A 16,643-nucleotide genomic window follows, 5' to 3' on the forward strand; every position below is an offset into this window, starting at 1 on the left:
GTCGCATGGCGATGGTGGTGACGTTCGGCGGTCCGTTGGAGTACGCCAACCAGGTGTGGGACGACGTGGAGCCCGACGCGGACGGCTTCGTGCTGATCCTCGGCGGCGCTGGTGCGGGACCCGAGGCGTGGTACCTCGTGGATCCGGAGTCCGAGGCGATCCCCACCGAGCAGGGCGATGCGCTGCCGGCCGAGTACGCGGGCCAGACCAAACCGGGCACCTAGCGCGTCGGCCGCAGGTGTCAGTCGATCATCGACAGGCCGACGCACCCGAGGTAGCCGAGCACGAGCGTGGCCGCCGCCCGCTCTCCGTGCTTCGGCCAGCGCGTGTGCGGCCATCGGAAGTGGCCCACCGCGTACAGGACGAAGAAGCCACCGAACATCGCCCGTCGGCCCGCCGCGAACCAGTCGCTCGCGGCGAACGCAGGCACGCACGCGACGAGCGAGGCGATCGCCACGACGGCGAAGAGCACGCCGAGCCAGGTCCGCCGGGGCACGGCGGGGCGGCGTGTCGTCTCGGGGGTCACAGCCCCCGATCCTACGGACCGCTCGGGTCAGACAGGAACCTGCTCGGACTCGTACGCGGACACGCCGCCGGCCCGCAGGGCCTCGATCGCTTCCAACGCGGCGTGCACGTCGGTGACGGGGACGTCGCGCATCTGGTTGGGGCTGAGCTCCCACCACCGCGAGGCCAGCAGGCGGGCGACGGTGGCGTCGTCGAAGCGCTGACGGATCGGCCGGGCGGGGACACCGCCGACAATCGTGTACGGAGCGACGTCCTTCGTGACGACCGCGCCGGCCGCGATGATGGCGCCGTCGCCGATCGTGACGTCGCGCAGGATCGTCACGTTGACCCCGATCCAGACGTCGTTGCCGATCGTGAACGAGCCTCCGCGCCAGGACGTGTCGGCGCCCGCGATCGTCGACGCCGACGGGAACTCCTCGGCGGTGGGGTGCCAGCCGAACCGCCGCGGGTTGTACTGGAACGGCGACGTGCTGAGCCACTCGATGGGGTGCTCGGGGTGGCCGATCGCCACGTCGGGGCCGATCGAGCAGTAGCGTCCGATGGAGCCGGACGTCTTGATGAGGCCGGACGTGAGATAGGTGTAGGCCCCGACAGTCACCGGGCTGGTGACACGGATGCGGCCGGCGATCTGGACAGGTGGCTCGCACGTCAGGTTGCCGACCGAGACAGCGGGCAGCCGCTGGAGGCCGTCGATGCCGACGACCTCGGGGGCTGGCGGCTCGGTGCCCGGCGCTGGCTCCGGCTCTGGTGCTGGCTCCGGGTCCGGTGCTGGCAGGGCAGGCGGCGGGGCGGCGGCAGCGGGCACAGGTGCGTCGGGTCGGCGACGGAGCGGCGAGCGCAAGGGGACTCCCTGGGGGCGGGTGACGTCGGTCGTCACAGCCTAGGGACCTCCCTGGGCCGGTCGATGCCCGGACTCGGTCCGCGGTCGGATCTGGTCGGCTTCTGCTCATCGCGGTGACTATCATCATGGTAGTCATGGCGATCGCGAGAGGAGAGACGATGCGGCGTACCGATCTGAGCGACGCTGAGTGCCCCGTCGCACGCAGCGTCGACGAGCTCGGAGACTGGTGGAGCCTGCTCATCTTGCGCGACGCCCTCGACGGGATGCGTCGGTTCGACGAGTTCGCCGACGACCTGGCGATCTCGCCGGCCATGCTCACGCGGCGTCTCCGCACGCTCGTCGAGCGCGGGCTGATGGAGCGACGTCGCTACAGCGAGCGGCCCGAGCGCTTCGAGTACGGCCTGACCGACCGCGGCCGTGCCTCGCAGAGCGTGGTGCTGGCGCTGCTGGCCTGGGGCAACCACGACCTCGATGCCGCCGACCGCGCGGTGGTGCTCGTCGACCGCGACTCGGGGCGCGAGATCGAGCCCGTCCTCGTCGACGCCGCCACCGGCACGCCGCTGTCGCAGCTGCGACTGGAGGCGACGGCAGGTCCTGCCGCAGGACCCGAGACCCAACGGCGCTTCGCCTCCCGTACCGACCGACGATCCCGGCGCGACCGGGAGCGAGGAGAGCCGAGATGACCGCACCGCCCACCGACCGTACTGGTGCCGAGGCCGCGACACGTGAGCGTACGCACACCTGGGACGACCCGATGGCGACCGTGCACGCGGCGGCCGGACGCAGCGGGCTCGAGCTCATGCGCGCTGTCCGCGACGGGCTCGTGCCGCCGGCACCGATCGCGCGGCTCGTCGGGTTCGCGCTGACCTCGGTCGAGGAAGGCGAGGTCGAGTTCACGCTGGAGCCGGCGGAGTTCCAGTACAACCCGATCGGCTCCGTCCACGGCGGAGTGTTCGCGACGTTGCTCGACTCCGCTGCCGGGTGCGCGGTGCACACGACGCTCCCGGAGGGCGTCGGCTACACCAGCCAGGACCTCAACGTGAAGTTCCTCCGCCGCCTCACCGTCGAGACCGGTCCGGTGCGTGCCGTCGGCCGCGTCCGCCACCGTGGCCGTACGACCGCGTTGGCCGAGGCCGAGCTGCTCGACGCCGACGGTCGCCTCCTTGCGCACGCGACGAGTAGCTGTCTGATCCTCGCGGCGGGTTGATCTTGCTCGGAATCGGGTACCCGTCCTGTGACCGGTACTCGATGACGAACGAAGGGAATCCCCATGAAGGGAAAGCTGGCTCTGCTCGGAGGCCTCGCCGTGGGCTACGTACTCGGTACGCGCGACGGCCGTGAGCGCTTCGAGCAGATCAAGGGCAAGGCCCAGAGCATGTGGAACGACCCCACTGTGCAGCAGAAGGTGAGCGATGCTCAGGACTTCGCGAAGGAGAAGGCTCCTGAGGTGCAGGACAAGGTCACACAGACGGCCAAGGACACCGTCGGCAAGGTGACCCACCGGAAGGAGGGCAGCGGCGACCACAACGCCGCGCCGTCGAACACGGGGCCGACCGGATGACCGAAGCCCAACCCGAGCGCGCGCCTCACCCGGACGACCCGGCCAAGCCGGGGTCGCCGACCGAGATCACGAAGCCTTCGTGGACCTACGTGGTGCGCAAGGCGGTCCGCGAGTTCTCGGAGGACGAGTGCCTCGACATCGCGGCCGCCTTGACGTACTACTCGGTGCTCGCGCTCTTCCCGATGATGATCGCGCTGCTGTCGCTCGTCGGGCTGTTCGGCCAGGGCCGCGAGACCGTTGACACCCTGCTGGGCGTCCTCCGCGACGTCGGCGCGGACTCGGCGGCGAACACCCTCGAGCCCACGCTCGTCCAGCTGAGCAGCGGCAGCGGAGCGGGGCTGGCGTTCGTGCTGGGCCTCGCGGTCGCGCTGTGGTCGGCGTCGGGCTATGTGGGCGCCTTCGGGCGGGCCATGAACCGCGTGTACGAGGTCGATGAAGGCAGGCCGATCTGGAAGCTTCGACCGGTCATGCTGCTCGTCACGCTGATCACGGTGGTCCTGTGTGCGCTGGTCGCCCTGGCGCTCGTCCTGACCGGGCCTGCCGCCCAGGCCGTCGGCGACGCGATCGGCATGGGCGACACGGCGGTGACGGTGTGGAACATCGCGAAGTGGCCGGTGATGCTGCTGGCCGTCATGGTGCTTGTTGCGATCCTTTACTACGCGACCCCGAACGTGAAGCAGCCGAAGTTCCGGTGGCTCAGCGTCGGTGCCGTCGTCGCGATCGTGGTGTGGATCATCGCGTCGGTCGCCTTCGGTTTCTACGTCGCGAACTTCTCGAGCTACAACCGCACGTACGGGTCGTTGGCCGGGGTGGTCGTGTTCCTCCTGTGGTTGTGGATCACCAACCTCGCGCTCCTGTTCGGAGCTGAGCTCGACGCGGAGCTGGAGCGGGGACGTCAGCTGCAGGGCGGGATCGCGGCGGAGGAGAGGATCCAGCTGCCGCCGCGAGACACCACGAAGAGCGACAAGGCGGCCGCCAAGCACGAGGACGACGTCGCGCGCGGGCGTCGACTGCGGGAGAGTCGAGGGCATACGACTGACTAGGCTCCTCGTATGCCCTCGGAGCCTCTCGTCGTCGCGGCGACCGCCGCCGAAGCCGCCCACGTCCCGCCGGGCCTCTCGGTGCTCGTCACCGGGATCGGCAAGGTCCAGGCGACGCTGGTCACCGCGCTCGCGCTCGCCGAGCGTCGCCCGTCGGTCGTCCTCAACGTCGGGACCGCCGGTGCGCTCGGTGGCGCGACGGGGCTGCGGCTGCCGTCGCGGGTGCTGAACCACGACTTCAGTGCGGCGGAGCTGCGGCTCCTCGGCTATGACGCGGTCGACGAGATCGAGATCGCAGGCGGCGACGGCACCGTGCTGGCCAGCGGGGACACCTTTGTCAACGACCCGGCCGTCCGCGACCTGCTGGCTCAGCGTGCTGCGCTGGTCGACATGGAGGGGTTCGCCGTGGCCGCGGTGGCCCGCCACTTCGACGTGCCGGTCCGCCTCGTGAAGCACGTGAGCGACCAGGCGGACGAGTCGGCCATGGACTGGCCGCAGGTCGTCGACGCGAGCGCCCGGGTGCTGGGGGAGTGGCTGAGCCAGAACGCCTGACGCGGCTCACTCACGTGGGACGGACGACCTGCGCGAGTCCGGTCGGTGGGAACCACGCGGGCACCGCCCGGCGCAGCATCGTCGGGCCGTCGACGCGGACGGAACCGGACCGTAGCGCACGGTCCCACGTCGTGTCGCCGCGCCAGACCTGGGTGAGCGCCCGCAGGCCGGTCGTGACCGTCACCGAGACGGGCCTCTCCGGGTCGATGTCGCACACGTCGGTGTCGTTGGGCTCGATGACGATCCACCATCGCCGCGACGCCCCGCGGACGTCGTCGAACACGAAGTGCACGACCTCGGGTGGGTCCGCGACGGCATCGAGGTCCACCTTGCGGTGCATGTCCCACATCAGAAGCTTGGGGTCGAGGTCCTCGTCGCCGAGCGTGCCGATCCACCGCACGCCCCAGGTGCCGACCGACTCGACGACCTGGCGTAGCTCCTCGCCGGCCGGTGTCAGGACGTAGCGGACGTCGTTGCCTTCGACCTGCTTCTCGACGATGCCCGCGACGACGAGCTGGTGCAGGCGCTTGGACAGCAGCGACGGGGACATGCGGGGAAGGCCGCGCCGCAGGTCGTTGAAGCGCTGGCTCCCCGTGACGAGTTCGCGGACGAGCAGCATCGTCCAGCGCTCGTCCAGCAGCTCCATCGCCTTCGCGACGGGGCAGAACTGGTGGTATGGGGCCCCCATCCGTGCAGCGTACGACCGGTACAGATCTCGTACTAGGCCCGTTGTCTGCTCGTCCGTAGCGTCGACCTCACGCACAACGAAGGGGGAATCTTGTCATGACGAGCGAGACGACAGCGGCGTCGGCCACCACGGACGATGCCGCGATCAAGGCGAAGCACCGCGCGATGTGGGCGTGGGGGGACTATCCGGCGGTCGCGACGGAGGTGATCGCTAGCCTGGGCCCGGTGCTCGTGGACGCCTGCGGCATCGAGGCGGGGCAGACCGTGCTCGACGTGGGTGCGGGCTCCGGCAACGCCGCACTCCCCGCCGCGCGCACCGGCGCGACGGTGACGGCGAGCGACCTGACGCCCGAGCTCCTCGACGTCGGGCGCGCGGAGGCCGACGACGAAGGCCTCACACTGACCTGGCGCGAGGACGACGTCGAGCACCTGGGGGTGGAGGACGCCTCGTACGACGTGGTGATGTCGTGCGTCGGGGCGATGTTCGCGCCGCACCACCAGGAGACGGCCGACGAGATCGTCCGTGCCACCAAGCCCGGCGGCACGATCGGGCTCGTGAGCTGGACGCCGCAGGGCTTCATCGGGCAGATGTTCGCGACGATGAAGCCGTACGCTCCGCCGCCTCCGCCCGGAGCGCAGCCCCCGCCGCTGTGGGGAGACGGTGACCACGTCCGCGCGCTCTTCGGCAATCGGGTCACCGACGTCGAGGCCACGACGCAGACGCTCGCCGTGGACCGCTTCTTCGACGGCGCGGAGTTCCGGGACTTTTTCAAGGCGACGTACGGACCGACGATCGCGGTCTACAAGGCGATCGCCGACGACCCGGAGAAGGTGGCGGCGCTCGACGGCGAGCTCGCCGCGCTCGCGGAGACGTTCGGTGTCCGCAACGGCGCGATGCCGTGGGACTACCTGCTGTTCACCGCCCGCCGCGCCTGAGGGGGTGGGCCGGTCGCGTCGGGGTCACACCCCGGCGAGGTCGGCCCACAGTGCGGCGTGGTCGGAGGCTTCCTCGACCCGCGAGGTGAGGGTCGGGAAGATCTCCCACGGGTCCTTCGTACGGGGACCGCGCCAGACACCCTTGCGGAAGACGCCGCCAGCAGTCATCCGCGCGAAGAGCGGGTCGGAGAGGAGGATGTAGTCGATCTTGTCGTCCTCGTTGCCCGACCCGTACGTCCCGCGACGGTGGTTCCAGTCGAACGCGGGATGCGCGCTGACGTCGGTGAGCCCGTCCATCTCCAGCAGCGGCGCCAGCGAGGTGCTGTCCGGGTCGTCGTTGAGGTCTCCGGTGACCGCGAGGTGGTCGACGCCCTCGCTGCGCAGCGACCGGACGATCCGCGCGACGCGGGACGCCTGGCGCTCTCGACGCTTCGCGCCCGTGGGGTCACCGGGCGAGGAGTAGCCCTTGGACTTGAAGTGGTTGGCGAGGAGCACGAGGCGCGTCCCGAGCGGGGTCTCGACGTGGTACTCGCAGCAGTCGCGCGAGAACACCGTCCCTTGCGGGTCGGTGTCGAAGATGTGGGTGCGCATCTGCACCAGTCGGTAGTCGCCGGACGCCATGAGCCCGACGTCGATGCCGCGCAGGTCGTTGCCCTCGAGCACCATGACCTGCTCGTACGGGGTGCCGCCGACGGCGGGCAGCAGTGACTCGGAGAACATCTGGAGACCAGGCCGGTCGTCGGCCTCGACCACGGTCACCACATCGGCGTCGAGTGCTTCGAAGACCCGCGCGGTGTTCTCGGTGGCGAGAGCGTTCACGGCGATCGTCTTGAGCTCGAGCCAGCCGACCCAGTCGGCACGTCCCTTCGCGACCAGGGTGACCTCACCCGTACGGGGTCGCCGGACGAGCTGGCCGCGCAGCTTGCGCAGCCGGACGTACGGGCCCTCGTCGGAGCGCAGCACCCCAACCGTGTCGAGCAGAGCGAGGATGTCGTCCTCGGCTCCGGCATAGCTGTGCCGCTCGAACAGGTCGGACAGGCGCGCGTGAGCGGCCAGCACCTTCTTGCGGGTGGCGGCGTCGCCCTCGGAGTCGGCCATCGCCTTCGGCCGCGCGAACAGGTTCTCGACGTTGAACGATGCGATGCGCATGGTGATCCCCCCGTCCGTCAGTCTGCGCCGGGCACGGGTCACGGCACGGGGACTTGTCGGAGGTCAGATCACGCCGAGCGCGAGCATCGCGTCGGCGACGCGCACGAACCCGGCGATGTTGGCGCCGGCGACGTAGTTGCCCGGCGTCCCGAACTCGTCCGCCGTCTCGGCGCACCGGTCGTGGATGCCGCGCATGATCTCGGCCAGGCGCTCCTCGGTGTGCTCGAAAGTCCACGAGTCGCGCGAGGCGTTCTGCTGCATCTCGAGGGCGCTCGTCGCCACGCCGCCGGCGTTGGCGGCCTTGCCCGGCGCGAAGCGCACCCCGGCGTCCTCGAAGACCGCGATCGCCTCCGGGGTGGCAGGCATGTTGGCGCCCTCGGCGACGATGGTGCAGCCGTTCTTGACGAGGGTGACCGCGTCGGCGCCGTTGAGCTCGTTCTGCGTCGCCGACGGCAGGGCGATGTCGCACGCGACGTCCCAGATCGACCCTGCGTCGGTGGAGCGGACACCGTTGCCGCGCAGGTCCGCGTACTCGGAGATCCTGCCGCGGCGCACCTCCTTGACCTCCTTGAGGAGCGCCACGTCGATGCCGCCCTCGTCGACGACGTAGCCGCTGGAGTCCGAGCAGGCCACGACGGTGCCGCCGAGCTCGTGGACCTTCTCGATGGCGTACGTCGCCACGTTGCCGGAGCCGGAGACCACGACGCGCTTGCCGTCGAAGGAGTCGCCCGCGGCCTTGAGCATCTCGGAGACGAAGAAGACGGTGCCGTACCCGGTGGCCTCCTTGCGAACCTGCGAGCCGCCCCACGTGAGGCCCTTGCCGGTGAGGACACCAGACTCGTAGCGCGAAGTGATGCGCTTGTACTGGCCGAACAGGTAGCCGATCTCGCGACCACCGACGCCGATGTCGCCGGCGGGAACGTCGGTGTACTCGCCGATGTAGCGCGTCAGCTCGGTCATGAAGGACTGGCAGAACCGCATGACCTCGGCGTCGGAGTGACCCTTGGGGTCGAAGTCCGAGCCGCCCTTGGCGCCGCCGATGGGCAGGCCGGTCAGCGAGTTCTTGAAGATCTGCTCGAAGCCGAGGAACTTCACGATGCCGAGGTAGACGCTCGGGTGGAAGCGCAGGCCGCCCTTGAACGGACCGAGCGCGGAGTTGAACTGCACACGGAAGCCGCGGTTGATCTGCACGCGGCCGGCATCGTCGACCCACGGCACCCGGAAGATGATCTGGCGCTCGGGCTCGCAGATGCGGCGGATGATCGCGGCATCGACGTACTCGGGGCGCTTGGACACCACGGGGCCCAGGCTCACCAGGACCTCGCGGACCGCCTGGTGGAACTCTGCCTCGCCCGGGTTGCGACGAAGGACCTCGTCGTACACACCCTGAAGCTTCTCGTCGACGCTCGACACGTGGTGCCACCTCCTGTTGGTATACCCCGAACGAGGCTAGCCGGTGGCTCAATATGGGATACGCAGGGTGGCTCGGATCGGGTTGTGGTCAGAGGCGAACGGCGTCCGATAGAGCCTGCCCTTCAGTCGCACGATCACCCGGAACCCGGCGACCCCGATCCCGGGCGAGACATACACGTGGTCCACGTGGTGGTGGGTACGCCACGGCCGGCGCCGCAGCTGGTTGGCGCTGTTGTAGCTGGCGTTCTTGCGGGCCCGGGCGACGGCGAAGGCGTCCCGGGCCGCGGCGCCCTGGCGCATCGCCCTGCGGGGGCCGTCGAAGGTGTACTTGCGCGATCCGGAGGAGTTGTAGTCGCCGGCCCACACGATCGGCCAGGAGGCGCCGTGGGCGCGCCGTACGGCGAGGGTGTCGGCGATCAGGTTCTGAGTCTGGCGGTAGCGCTTGCGGTCCTTGGCGGCGCCGGGCCCGTTGATGAGGTGTGCGGACGCGACGAGGAACTGCGCGCCGGTCGCCTTCTCGGTCAGCAGCTGGTAGCAGGCGTAGTCGGCGCTCTTGGCGTACGAACGGTCCAGGCGGATGCGCCCCGAGATCTCGCGGGAACCCCTGAACCGCGTGCGGTCGTACAGGATGCGCGCCCTGGCGTCCCGTACCGGCGTGCCCTTGATCTTCGCGCACCTCGCGTTGGAGGCGTAGCGGTGCTTCACCTTGCGGTAGAGCGACGGGAAGATCGTGTTGCCATTGGCCTCTTGGAGGGCGATCACGTCGAAGCCGTTGCGGAGGATCTGCGAGGCGACGCGGTTGCGCCGCTTGCCGGTCCACGGGAGGACGTGGTCGTCCTTATGGACGTTGTACGAGCCCAGGCGCACGGTCGTACGGCCCGTCGCGGTCGGCTCGGCCGACGCAGGCACGACCGGGACAGCGGCGAGGGCGGCGGAGGCGCTCGCGACGGCAACGAGGGAAGCGCAGGTCCGGAGGAGGGACATGACTCCATGCGATACCGATCTCCGCACATGCGCAAACGCACCTCGGGAAGTCGGTGGCTCGTCAGGGTGGCGCCCCGTAGCCTGCCGCCATGACCGTGCAGTCCGGAGACAGAGTTGTCGAGGTGGTGACGCTGGCGTCGCGGCCCGAGCTCGGGCCCTTGCTCGACGGGTTCGACGGGGCGTGGCCGGAGTTCATGCGCTGGGACCCGATGGGGGCGCTCTATTACGCGGTCGTCGAGGAGGTCTATCCGGAGTTCGCGCTGGTCGCGCTCGACCCGGAGGTGCCCGACCGGGCGATGGCGTGCGCCTTCAGCGTGCCGCTCGCGTGGGGCGACGAGCCGCTGCCGACGGGCGGCTGGGACCGCATGATCCAACGGGCGACGCTCAACCGCACGCTCGAGACGACGCCGACGATGGTGTCCGCGCTGGAGATCTGTGTGCAGCCGGATCTGCGGGGGCGTGGGCTGTCGGGGGTGATGCTCGCCGCGATGCGGGCCAACGCCGCCCGGCTCGGCTTCGACACGCTCGTCGCGCCCGTACGCCCGAGCGGCAAGCACGCGTTTCCTGACGTGCCGATGGAGGAGTACGCAGCGCGGGTGCGTGACGACGGACTCCCCGAGGACCCCTGGCTCCGTACGCACGTGCGTGCCGGCGGCGTCATCGAGGCCGTCGCCCCGCGTTCGATGGTCGTCTCCGGCACGCTCGACGAGTGGCGCGGCTGGACCGGGCTGCCGTTCGACACCACCGGCCCGGTCGAGGTGCCCGGTGCGCTCGCGCCTGTGCACTGCGACGTCGCGCAGGACCACGCGGTGTACGTGGAGGCGAACGTGTGGGTGCGGCACCGGACGGGGTGAGCGGCCGTCACCGACCGCGCTCCACCTCCTCGCGGAGCCGCGCGAACTCTTCGGCCAGCCGCGGGAGCGTGTAGTGGGCGTTGAGTCCGCTCGGGTTGGGCAGCACCCAGGTGCGTGCTCCTCCGAGGTGTCGCTCCTGCGGGCCGATGACCGCGGCGGGTTCGTGGAACGCCGCCCGGTAGCCGGTGATGCCGAGGACGGCCACCCATTCCGGTCGTACGCGGGCCGCCAGCGCCTCGAGGTCCCGCCCGCCCGCGACGAGCTCCTCGCGCGTCAGCTCTGCGGCGCGGGCGGTCGTCCGGGTGACGAGGTTGGTGATGCCGAGGCCGTGGTCGAGCAGCGCGTCCCGTTCCCAGGGTTCGAGGCGGCGCTCGGTGAATCCTGACAGGTGCAGTGCCGGCCAGAACCGGTTGCCCGGCCGGGCGAAGTGCAAGCCGGTCGCCCCTGAGTACAGCCCCGGGTTGAGTCCGCAGAACAGGACACGGAGGCCAGGGCGCATCCAGTCCGGGATCGTACGGCCCTCGGCTGACGCCACCTCCTGCGGAGTCGGGCGCGGCGGTGGTCCGTCACGATCGGCCTCCCTCGCACCGTTCTGCCGAGCCATGGGTGTCAGTGCTCGCGCAGCAGCGTGCCGGAGCCGGTGACCTGGTCGTCGATGCCGTGCTCGCGCAAGGCGTGCCACAGGGTCGCGGCGTTGATCGCGACGACCGGTTTGCCGAGCTCGGCCTCCAGCGCCTCCGCCAACCCGACGAACGAGAGGTTGGTCCCGACCTGCACGATCGCGTCGACGTCCGGACCGTCCAGCTGCGCGACCACCTCGCGCAGCCGCGGCTCGTCGACGCGCGCGATGTCCGTCGCCGTCGGGCAGCGCAGGCCGGTGATCGCCGCGACATCGAAGCCTGCCTCGGTGAAGAATCGCCCGACCTCGACGTCGGCGACCGGCTGGTAGGGCGAGAAGACGGCGATGCGCCGGACGTCCAGCGCCTCGAGCGCGGCTCGGCACGCGCTGGCGCCCGTGGTCACCGGCAGCCCGATGGACTCGCGCAGCCGGCGCTCGAACGCGGCGTTGCCCTCGACGCCGCCCCAGAACGTCTCGGCAGACATGCCCATCACGAGCCGGTCCGGCTCGGCGGTCAACGCATCGCGCACCGCCGCGTCGATCGAGGCACGGATCTGCACGAGAAGCGCCTCGAAGCCCGCGTTGCCGGCCATCGACGGGTCGGCGATGTGCATCGACCCGGCACGGAACGCGACGCCCTCGACACCGGCGCGCCAGTAGTCGTGCTCGACGACGGTGTTGGTGCTGGGCACGATGACGCCGAACACGGCGCGGGGTCCTACGACGTTCGTCACGGCGCCAGAGACTACCGCCTAGGTTGAGTGCGGGTACGAGGAAGCAGGAAGGAGCACGATCCTTTTGACCAGTCGCACGATCGGCATCGTCGGGGGAGGCATCGTCGGGTTGGCCGTCGGGCGCGAGATCGCCTTGCGGTATCCGGACGACCAGGTGGTGGTCTTCGAGAAGGAGGACCGGCTCGGCGCCCACCAGACCGGGCACAACTCCGGTGTCGTCCACGCCGGCCTCTACTACAAGCCCGGCAGCCTCAAGGCCGCGCTGTGCACCCGTGGGCGGAGCCTGCTCGAGGAGTTCTGTGCCGAGCGCGACATCCCGTACGACCGGTGCGGCAAGCTCGTCGTCGCGATCGACCAGGCTGAGATGGGGCGCTTCGACGTCCTGGAGCGGACCGCCCGCGAGAACGGCGTCCCCGGCCTGACCCGCGTCGACGGCACCGGCATCACCGACCTCGAGCCGTATGCGGCGGGTGTCGCCGCCCTGCACTCACCGGCGACCGCGATCACCGACTACGGGGAGATCACTCGCGCGCTCGGGGCGGACATCGAGAAGGCGGGTGGCGTCGTCCACCTCTCGGCGCCGGTCACCGCGGTCGAGCGTCGCGCAGGCGGGATCGCCGTGACTGCCCACGCGCGGGTGCACCAGGTCGATCGGCTCGTGCTGTGCGCGGGCCTGCAGAGCGACCGCGTCGCCGCGCTCGCCGGGACTGACGGCGGGCCGCGGATCGTGCCCTTCCGCGGTGAGTACATGGCTGTCGCCGCCGACAAGCAGGACCGGGTGCGCGGCATGATCTATCCGGTCCCCGACCCTCGCTACCCGTTCCTCGGCGTGCACTTCACGCGCCGGGTCGGCGGTGGCCTCGAGGTCGGGCCCAACGCCTTCCTGGCGCTGAGCCGGGAGCGGTACGGCCGCGCGTCGTTCTCGGCCCGCGACCTCGCGGACACGGTGACGTGGCCGGGCTTCTGGCGCTTTGCCGGTGAGCACTGGCGGACGGGTCTCAGCGAGATCCGTGGCGTCCTGTCCACGCGGTCGTACATGAGGGCCGCGCAGCGCTACGTCCCGTCGATCGGCGCGGACGACGTGACGCGCCACGGGCTCGGCCTGAGGGCGCAGGCTGTGGCGCGCGACGGGTCGCTCGTCGACGACTTCGTGATCGACCACAGCGACGGCATCACGGCGATCCGCAACGCGCCCTCACCGGCGGCGACGTCGAGCCTTGCCATCGCCGAGCACGTGGTCGACCGGCTGGGGCTGGGCCGCTGAGGCGCCGCCGCCCGTCGTTCTGTCAGCGCCGACGTCCCTGACGGCCGACGTCGCGACGGGTGCGGTGAGGGTCGAAAGGTGCCTGTGGACGGATGCGCTAACGCCCGCGGGTGGGGGTCTCGAGGGCGCCGACCTCCTGCTCTGCGTCGCCGTAGTAGTCGCGCAGGACCCGCTTCGCGACCCGGTCGCCCCACCGCTCGAGCCGGCGCCTGCCGGCCTCGCCGCGGTTCAGGACGCGATAGCGGACGGTGTTGGCGGCGATCGCCGCGGCTATGGCCCAGGGGAGGCGTACGGGCAGGCCGAGCTCCCGCATGCTGCGGGGGCCGAGGAACGCGGTCAGCATCGACAGCGTGCGCTCGCGACGGAACCGCCCGTACGGCAGCGCGCCGACGGTCTCCATGATCGCCTGGGCGAGCTCGGGCCCGGCGGCGGTGATGTCGGCCTGCGCCCGTACGACGTGGTAGTTGAGCCGGTGGCGCTCGCGCTCGCTGTCGACGAGCCACTGCTCGTCCACGCCCATCAGCCAGCCCACGTACTTCCACAGGTGCATGACGGCGTGCGACTCGTCGCGCGTGATCGGGACGCCCAGCGCGCGCGACCCGAGAAGCAGGACGCCGTCGAACAGGCCGAGCGTGGCGGCCTGATCCGTCTGGTTGATCGGCAGGCCCCACCGCTCGACGTCCCACGTCTCGCCGAACGCGTGGTTGACGAGCGCGTGCATCGCGCGGACATGGACGGTGAGCCGCCAGCCCTCGGCGTACGGGACGAGCGCGCCCGGCTGCATGATCGCGACCGACCACTTCTGGGTCTCGGCGATGCGCCGGCGGGTCATGTTGCCAGTGAGACCCCCGGTCGCGACGAGCAGGTCGGTCGGTCCGCCGAACCGGTACCCCCCGATGAGAGAGAGCTGGAGAAGCACGTCGGCGGCATTGCGCCCGAACCGACGGGCGACGCGCCCACCCTCGGCGATGAGCGCGTGGTCGACCCAGTCCGGGGTCGCCTCGACGGTGGCGAAGAAGTCGGCCAGCGCCGGGGGAGGGTCGGCGATGGCGTTCGGACCGTCGGCGAGTCGCGTCGAGAAGTCGCGCATCGAGACGCGTCCGGCCTCGCCTGCTCGCATCCGCATCGCTTCGGCAAGGCGGTTGCCGGCCTCGTCGCACGCGAGGAACCCGGCGCCGAGTCGTGACATGAGGTCCTCGTCGACCTCGCGGACACCTCCGACCAGCTTCAATGGGCGGGCGATGCGGGCGCTGCGCTCCTCGGCCTCGCGGAAGCGGGTCGGGAAGGCCGGGGAGACGGGCGCGACGGGGGCGTCCTCGATCGTGGTCATGCCTTCATCGTGACGCGAGCAATTGCTCGTATACCAGTCGCGTACGGAGTCGCGTACGAAGCCCCGTGTCGAGGCGGCGATCCACCCTCAGCGCAGGTCGGCGAGCACCCGCTCGACCGCGGCGACCGTCCGCTCGACGTCGTCCTCGGTGGTGGCCCAGCTCGACACCGAGCAGCGCAGCACCGCGCGTCCGTCCCACTCCGCCGGCGTGAGGACGGCCGTGCCTTCGGCGAGGATCCGCTCGCCGGCCTCGGTGGTGAGCGCGTCGGTCTCGAGCCGGAGCATCACCTGGGTGTACGCGACGTCGTTGACGACCTCGACACCCGGAAGCCGAGACAAGCGCTCGGCGAACGACTGCGCGTGGGCGACCAGGGTCTCGACGAGCGAGACCAGCCCGCTCCGGCCGAGGCTGCGCAGCGCCGCCCACACCGGGAAGCCGCGGGCGCGCCGCGAGAACTCCGGCACGAGATCCATCGGGTCGTCGCCCGAGCCGGGGATGTAGTCGGCGTCGATCGCGAACGCCGCGACCAGCGCCCCCGGGTCGCGGACCAGCGCGACGCCGCAGTCGTACGGCACGTTGAGCGTCTTGTGCGCGTCGGTCGCCCACGAGTCGGCGTCCTCGATGCCCGCCGTGAGCGAGGACAGGCGCGGGCTCGCCGAGGCCCAGAGCCCGAACGCGCCGTCGACGTGGATCCACGCCCCTGCCTCGCGCGCCAACGGGATGAGCTCGCGGAACGGGTCGAACGCGCCGGTGTGCACCTCGCCGGCCTGCAGGCAGACGATCGTCGGGCCGCTCCCGGCGGTCAGCGCCGTGCGGAGTGCGTCGGGGCGCATCCTGCCCTGGTCGTCGGCGTCGACGAGGACGAGCGTGTCGCGGCCGAACCCGAGGTAGCGCGCTGCGAGGTCGATCGTGTCGTGCCGAAGCGCACCGACGACGAGCCGGATCGGTGGCGAACCGGCGAGCCCGCGCTGCGCGACGTCCCATCCGACCTCGGCGAGCACCCGCTGGCGCGCTGCGGCGAGCCCGGTGAAGTTGGCCATCAGTCCTCCGGTCACGAGGCCGGCCGCGGTCCCGGTCGGCAGGCCGAGTGCCTCGACGATCCATCGTCCCGCCGTCTGCTCGGCTGCTGCGGCGGCGGGCGTCAGCGAGGTCAATGCGCCGTTCTGGTCCCAGATCGAGGTGAGCCAGTCGGCTCCGAGCGCGGCGGGGAGCGCGCCGCCGATCACGAACCCGAAGAACCGTCCGCCTGCGATCCCGGCGAGCCCAGGATCGGCCGTACGGGCGAGCGTCTCGACCACCTCGTCGGCGTCCGCCCCGTCCTCCGGGAGCGGACCTCCGAGCGCGGCGAGCATCTCCTCGTACGACGCCGTCGGCCACACGGGGCGCGCGTCGAGTCCGTCGAGGAACCGTCGTGCCTGGGCGTGAGCAGCGTCGAGCGGGCTGATCCGGTCATTCATGGACATCCACGCTAGCGAGACAGGCGGTGTGCGCCGATGGTGTTTCATGCGAGCGATCGCTCGCCTACGATGCGGGCATGGATCCTGTGCTGGCTCCACGCAAGCGTCCCCGCCAGGCACGCTCCCGCGCGACGGTCGAGCGGATCGTCAGCTCGGGTCGCGAGGTGCTCCTGCGTGACGGCTACGACGCGTTCTCGACCAACCGCGTCGCCGATGCCGCGGACATCAGCCCGGGGTCGCTCTACCAGTACTTCCCGAACAAGCACGCGATCGTCGCCGCCATCGTCGAGCGCTATGCCGACGAGGTCGCGGACCAGGTCGCGGCGTCGCTGACCGACCGGCTCGGAAAGGTCGGGCCAGACATGGTGCGCGCGTGCGCCGACGCCCTCCTTGCCGCGCTCGAGCAGCACGCGGACCTTCTCCGGGTGGTCTTCGAGGAGCTGCCGGCGCGTCAGAACGGCGCCCGCCGCGCTGCGCTCGAGCGTCGCGTGCAGGATCTCGTCGCGGCCTACCTCGCCGCGCAGCCGGGGGCGACCACGGCTCGGCGCCCGGCGGCTGTCGCGTGGGTGCTCGTGCTGGCCGTCGAGAACCTGACCGTACGGTGGGTGCTCGACGCGCCGCCGCTGTCGCGTGACGAGGTGCTCGACGAGATGGTGCGCCTGTGCGTGCGGTATTTGTCCGAACCGGTCGAGTGAG

20 protein-coding genes are annotated in these 16,643 nt (G+C 70.9%); 10 read left to right on the forward strand and 10 right to left on the reverse strand.

The genetic code is table 11. The annotated features are described in order from the left end of the window. Positions 1 to 5: 5 nt before the first annotated feature. Positions 6 to 224: a hypothetical protein gene (locus tag ACFSDF_RS14870; RefSeq protein WP_167004572.1), complete on the forward strand. Its 219-nt coding sequence runs from the start codon at positions 6 to 8 to the stop codon at positions 222 to 224. Positions 225 to 241: 17 nt separating this feature from the next. Here the strand turns inward: ACFSDF_RS14870 and ACFSDF_RS14875 are convergent, their stop codons facing one another. Together ACFSDF_RS14875 and ACFSDF_RS14880 are read right to left on the reverse strand one after the other, a co-directional pair. Next, positions 242 to 526, reverse strand: coding sequence for a hypothetical protein (locus ACFSDF_RS14875; RefSeq protein WP_167004569.1), 285 nt, complete (start codon positions 524 to 526; stop codon positions 242 to 244). Between the two features lie 27 nt (positions 527 to 553). Then, the gene (locus tag ACFSDF_RS14880; protein ID WP_279587863.1) at positions 554 to 1,402 is read right to left on the reverse strand and encodes a CatB-related O-acetyltransferase; all 849 of its coding nucleotides are present in this window, start codon (positions 1,400 to 1,402) and stop codon (positions 554 to 556) included. 98 nt (positions 1,403 to 1,500) lie between these two features. On the opposite strand from ACFSDF_RS14880, the gene ACFSDF_RS14885 reads away from it, so the two are divergent. From ACFSDF_RS14885 to ACFSDF_RS14905, 5 genes are all read left to right on the forward strand, one after another. Further along, positions 1,501 to 2,049 carry a winged helix-turn-helix transcriptional regulator gene (locus tag ACFSDF_RS14885; RefSeq protein ID WP_377158036.1) on the forward strand — a complete coding sequence of 183 codons (549 nt, stop codon included), beginning with the start codon at positions 1,501 to 1,503 and terminating at the stop codon, positions 2,047 to 2,049. Then, entirely contained in the window at positions 2,046 to 2,573 is a 528-nt protein-coding gene (locus tag ACFSDF_RS14890) for a PaaI family thioesterase (protein ID WP_167004563.1), read from the forward strand. Before ACFSDF_RS14885 ends, ACFSDF_RS14890 begins: the two co-directional genes overlap by 4 nt. Before the next feature lie 63 nt (positions 2,574 to 2,636). Beyond that, positions 2,637 to 2,927: a YtxH domain-containing protein gene (locus tag ACFSDF_RS14895; RefSeq protein ID WP_167004560.1), complete on the forward strand. Its 291-nt coding sequence runs from the start codon at positions 2,637 to 2,639 to the stop codon at positions 2,925 to 2,927. Next, entirely contained in the window at positions 2,924 to 3,970 is a 1,047-nt protein-coding gene (locus ACFSDF_RS14900; RefSeq protein WP_377158038.1) for a YihY/virulence factor BrkB family protein, read from the forward strand. Before ACFSDF_RS14895 ends, ACFSDF_RS14900 begins: the two co-directional genes overlap by 4 nt. Before the next feature lie 9 nt (positions 3,971 to 3,979). Next, positions 3,980 to 4,519, forward strand: a complete 540-nt coding sequence (locus ACFSDF_RS14905) for a nucleosidase (protein WP_167004554.1) — start codon at positions 3,980 to 3,982, stop codon at positions 4,517 to 4,519. A 10-nt stretch (positions 4,520 to 4,529) separates the two neighbouring features. On the opposite strand, the gene ACFSDF_RS14910 is transcribed toward ACFSDF_RS14905, so the two are convergent. Further along, positions 4,530 to 5,207: a winged helix-turn-helix transcriptional regulator gene (locus ACFSDF_RS14910; RefSeq protein WP_167004551.1), complete on the reverse strand. Its 678-nt coding sequence runs from the start codon at positions 5,205 to 5,207 to the stop codon at positions 4,530 to 4,532. Between the two features lie 95 nt (positions 5,208 to 5,302). On the opposite strand from ACFSDF_RS14910, the gene ACFSDF_RS14915 reads away from it, so the two are divergent. Beyond that, positions 5,303 to 6,142 carry a class I SAM-dependent methyltransferase gene (locus ACFSDF_RS14915; protein ID WP_377158041.1) on the forward strand — a complete coding sequence of 280 codons (840 nt, stop codon included), beginning with the start codon at positions 5,303 to 5,305 and terminating at the stop codon, positions 6,140 to 6,142. 24 nt (positions 6,143 to 6,166) lie between these two features. On the opposite strand, the gene ACFSDF_RS14920 is transcribed toward ACFSDF_RS14915, so the two are convergent. The 3 genes from ACFSDF_RS14920 to ACFSDF_RS14930 all read right to left on the reverse strand — a co-directional run bounded on the left by ACFSDF_RS14920 (position 6,167) and on the right by ACFSDF_RS14930 (position 9,688). Continuing rightward, entirely contained in the window at positions 6,167 to 7,291 is a 1,125-nt protein-coding gene (locus ACFSDF_RS14920) for an endonuclease/exonuclease/phosphatase family protein (RefSeq protein WP_167004545.1), read from the reverse strand. 63 nt (positions 7,292 to 7,354) lie between these two features. Continuing rightward, a complete protein-coding gene (gene gdhA, locus ACFSDF_RS14925) occupies positions 7,355 to 8,704 on the reverse strand; it encodes an NADP-specific glutamate dehydrogenase (protein WP_167004542.1) in 1,350 nt (449 codons plus the stop codon). 48 nt (positions 8,705 to 8,752) lie between these two features. Continuing rightward, a complete protein-coding gene (locus tag ACFSDF_RS14930) occupies positions 8,753 to 9,688 on the reverse strand; it encodes an endonuclease/exonuclease/phosphatase family protein (RefSeq protein WP_167004539.1) in 936 nt (311 codons plus the stop codon). 89 nt (positions 9,689 to 9,777) lie between these two features. Between ACFSDF_RS14930 and ACFSDF_RS14935 the strand changes: the two genes are divergently transcribed. Beyond that, positions 9,778 to 10,542 carry an N-acetyltransferase gene (locus tag ACFSDF_RS14935; RefSeq protein ID WP_167004536.1) on the forward strand — a complete coding sequence of 255 codons (765 nt, stop codon included), beginning with the start codon at positions 9,778 to 9,780 and terminating at the stop codon, positions 10,540 to 10,542. Between the two features lie 7 nt (positions 10,543 to 10,549). Here ACFSDF_RS14935 and mug read toward each other — a convergent pair whose 3' ends face one another. Further along, positions 10,550 to 11,146 (reverse strand): G/U mismatch-specific DNA glycosylase, encoded by a 597-nt coding sequence (gene mug, locus ACFSDF_RS14940; RefSeq protein ID WP_377158044.1) that lies wholly within the window; start codon positions 11,144 to 11,146, stop codon positions 10,550 to 10,552. Between the two features lie 5 nt (positions 11,147 to 11,151). Then, positions 11,152 to 11,895: a maleate cis-trans isomerase family protein gene (locus ACFSDF_RS14945; RefSeq protein ID WP_167004530.1), complete on the reverse strand. Its 744-nt coding sequence runs from the start codon at positions 11,893 to 11,895 to the stop codon at positions 11,152 to 11,154. A gap of 64 nt (positions 11,896 to 11,959) precedes the next feature. Between ACFSDF_RS14945 and lhgO the strand changes: the two genes are divergently transcribed. Then, positions 11,960 to 13,159, forward strand: coding sequence for an L-2-hydroxyglutarate oxidase (lhgO, locus tag ACFSDF_RS14950; protein WP_167004527.1), 1,200 nt, complete (start codon positions 11,960 to 11,962; stop codon positions 13,157 to 13,159). Positions 13,160 to 13,256: 97 nt separating this feature from the next. Here lhgO and ACFSDF_RS14955 read toward each other — a convergent pair whose 3' ends face one another. Continuing rightward, the gene (locus ACFSDF_RS14955) at positions 13,257 to 14,489 is read right to left on the reverse strand and encodes an oxygenase MpaB family protein (protein ID WP_167004524.1); all 1,233 of its coding nucleotides are present in this window, start codon (positions 14,487 to 14,489) and stop codon (positions 13,257 to 13,259) included. 87 nt (positions 14,490 to 14,576) lie between these two features. Continuing rightward, positions 14,577 to 15,947 carry a pyridoxal phosphate-dependent decarboxylase family protein gene (locus tag ACFSDF_RS14960; RefSeq protein WP_167004521.1) on the reverse strand — a complete coding sequence of 457 codons (1,371 nt, stop codon included), beginning with the start codon at positions 15,945 to 15,947 and terminating at the stop codon, positions 14,577 to 14,579. 77 nt (positions 15,948 to 16,024) lie between these two features. Here ACFSDF_RS14960 and ACFSDF_RS14965 point away from each other — a divergent pair, with 77 nt between their 5' ends. After that, positions 16,025 to 16,642 (forward strand): TetR/AcrR family transcriptional regulator, encoded by a 618-nt coding sequence (locus tag ACFSDF_RS14965; RefSeq protein ID WP_167004519.1) that lies wholly within the window; start codon positions 16,025 to 16,027, stop codon positions 16,640 to 16,642. Position 16,643: the final 1 nt, after the last annotated feature.

The organism is Mumia zhuanghuii, from assembly GCF_042681565.1.
Taxonomy (GTDB): Bacteria; Actinomycetota; Actinomycetes; order Propionibacteriales; family Nocardioidaceae; genus Mumia.

Excerpts from the sequence above, each read along its gene's own strand:
- ACFSDF_RS14870 (WP_167004572.1), top strand. The coding sequence starts at position 6 with ATGGCGATGGTGGTGACGTTCGGCGGTCCGTTGGAGTACGCCAACCAG.
- ACFSDF_RS14885 (WP_377158036.1), top strand. The coding sequence starts at position 1,501 with ATGGCGATCGCGAGAGGAGAGACGATGCGGCGTACCGATCTGAGCGAC.
- ACFSDF_RS14890 (WP_167004563.1), top strand. The coding sequence starts at position 2,046 with ATGACCGCACCGCCCACCGACCGTACTGGTGCCGAGGCCGCGACACGT.
- ACFSDF_RS14895 (WP_167004560.1), top strand. The coding sequence starts at position 2,637 with ATGAAGGGAAAGCTGGCTCTGCTCGGAGGCCTCGCCGTGGGCTACGTA.
- ACFSDF_RS14900 (WP_377158038.1), top strand. The coding sequence starts at position 2,924 with ATGACCGAAGCCCAACCCGAGCGCGCGCCTCACCCGGACGACCCGGCC.
- ACFSDF_RS14905 (WP_167004554.1), top strand. The coding sequence starts at position 3,980 with ATGCCCTCGGAGCCTCTCGTCGTCGCGGCGACCGCCGCCGAAGCCGCC.
- ACFSDF_RS14910 (WP_167004551.1), bottom strand. The coding sequence starts at position 5,207 with ATGGGGGCCCCATACCACCAGTTCTGCCCCGTCGCGAAGGCGATGGAG.
- ACFSDF_RS14915 (WP_377158041.1), top strand. The coding sequence starts at position 5,303 with ATGACGAGCGAGACGACAGCGGCGTCGGCCACCACGGACGATGCCGCG.
- ACFSDF_RS14920 (WP_167004545.1), bottom strand. The coding sequence starts at position 7,291 with ATGCGCATCGCATCGTTCAACGTCGAGAACCTGTTCGCGCGGCCGAAG.
- ACFSDF_RS14930 (WP_167004539.1), bottom strand. The coding sequence starts at position 9,688 with ATGTCCCTCCTCCGGACCTGCGCTTCCCTCGTTGCCGTCGCGAGCGCC.
- ACFSDF_RS14935 (WP_167004536.1), top strand. The coding sequence starts at position 9,778 with ATGACCGTGCAGTCCGGAGACAGAGTTGTCGAGGTGGTGACGCTGGCG.
- mug (WP_377158044.1), bottom strand. The coding sequence starts at position 11,146 with ATGGCTCGGCAGAACGGTGCGAGGGAGGCCGATCGTGACGGACCACCG.
- ACFSDF_RS14955 (WP_167004524.1), bottom strand. The coding sequence starts at position 14,489 with ATGACCACGATCGAGGACGCCCCCGTCGCGCCCGTCTCCCCGGCCTTC.
- ACFSDF_RS14960 (WP_167004521.1), bottom strand. The coding sequence starts at position 15,947 with ATGAATGACCGGATCAGCCCGCTCGACGCTGCTCACGCCCAGGCACGA.
- ACFSDF_RS14965 (WP_167004519.1), top strand. The coding sequence starts at position 16,025 with ATGGATCCTGTGCTGGCTCCACGCAAGCGTCCCCGCCAGGCACGCTCC.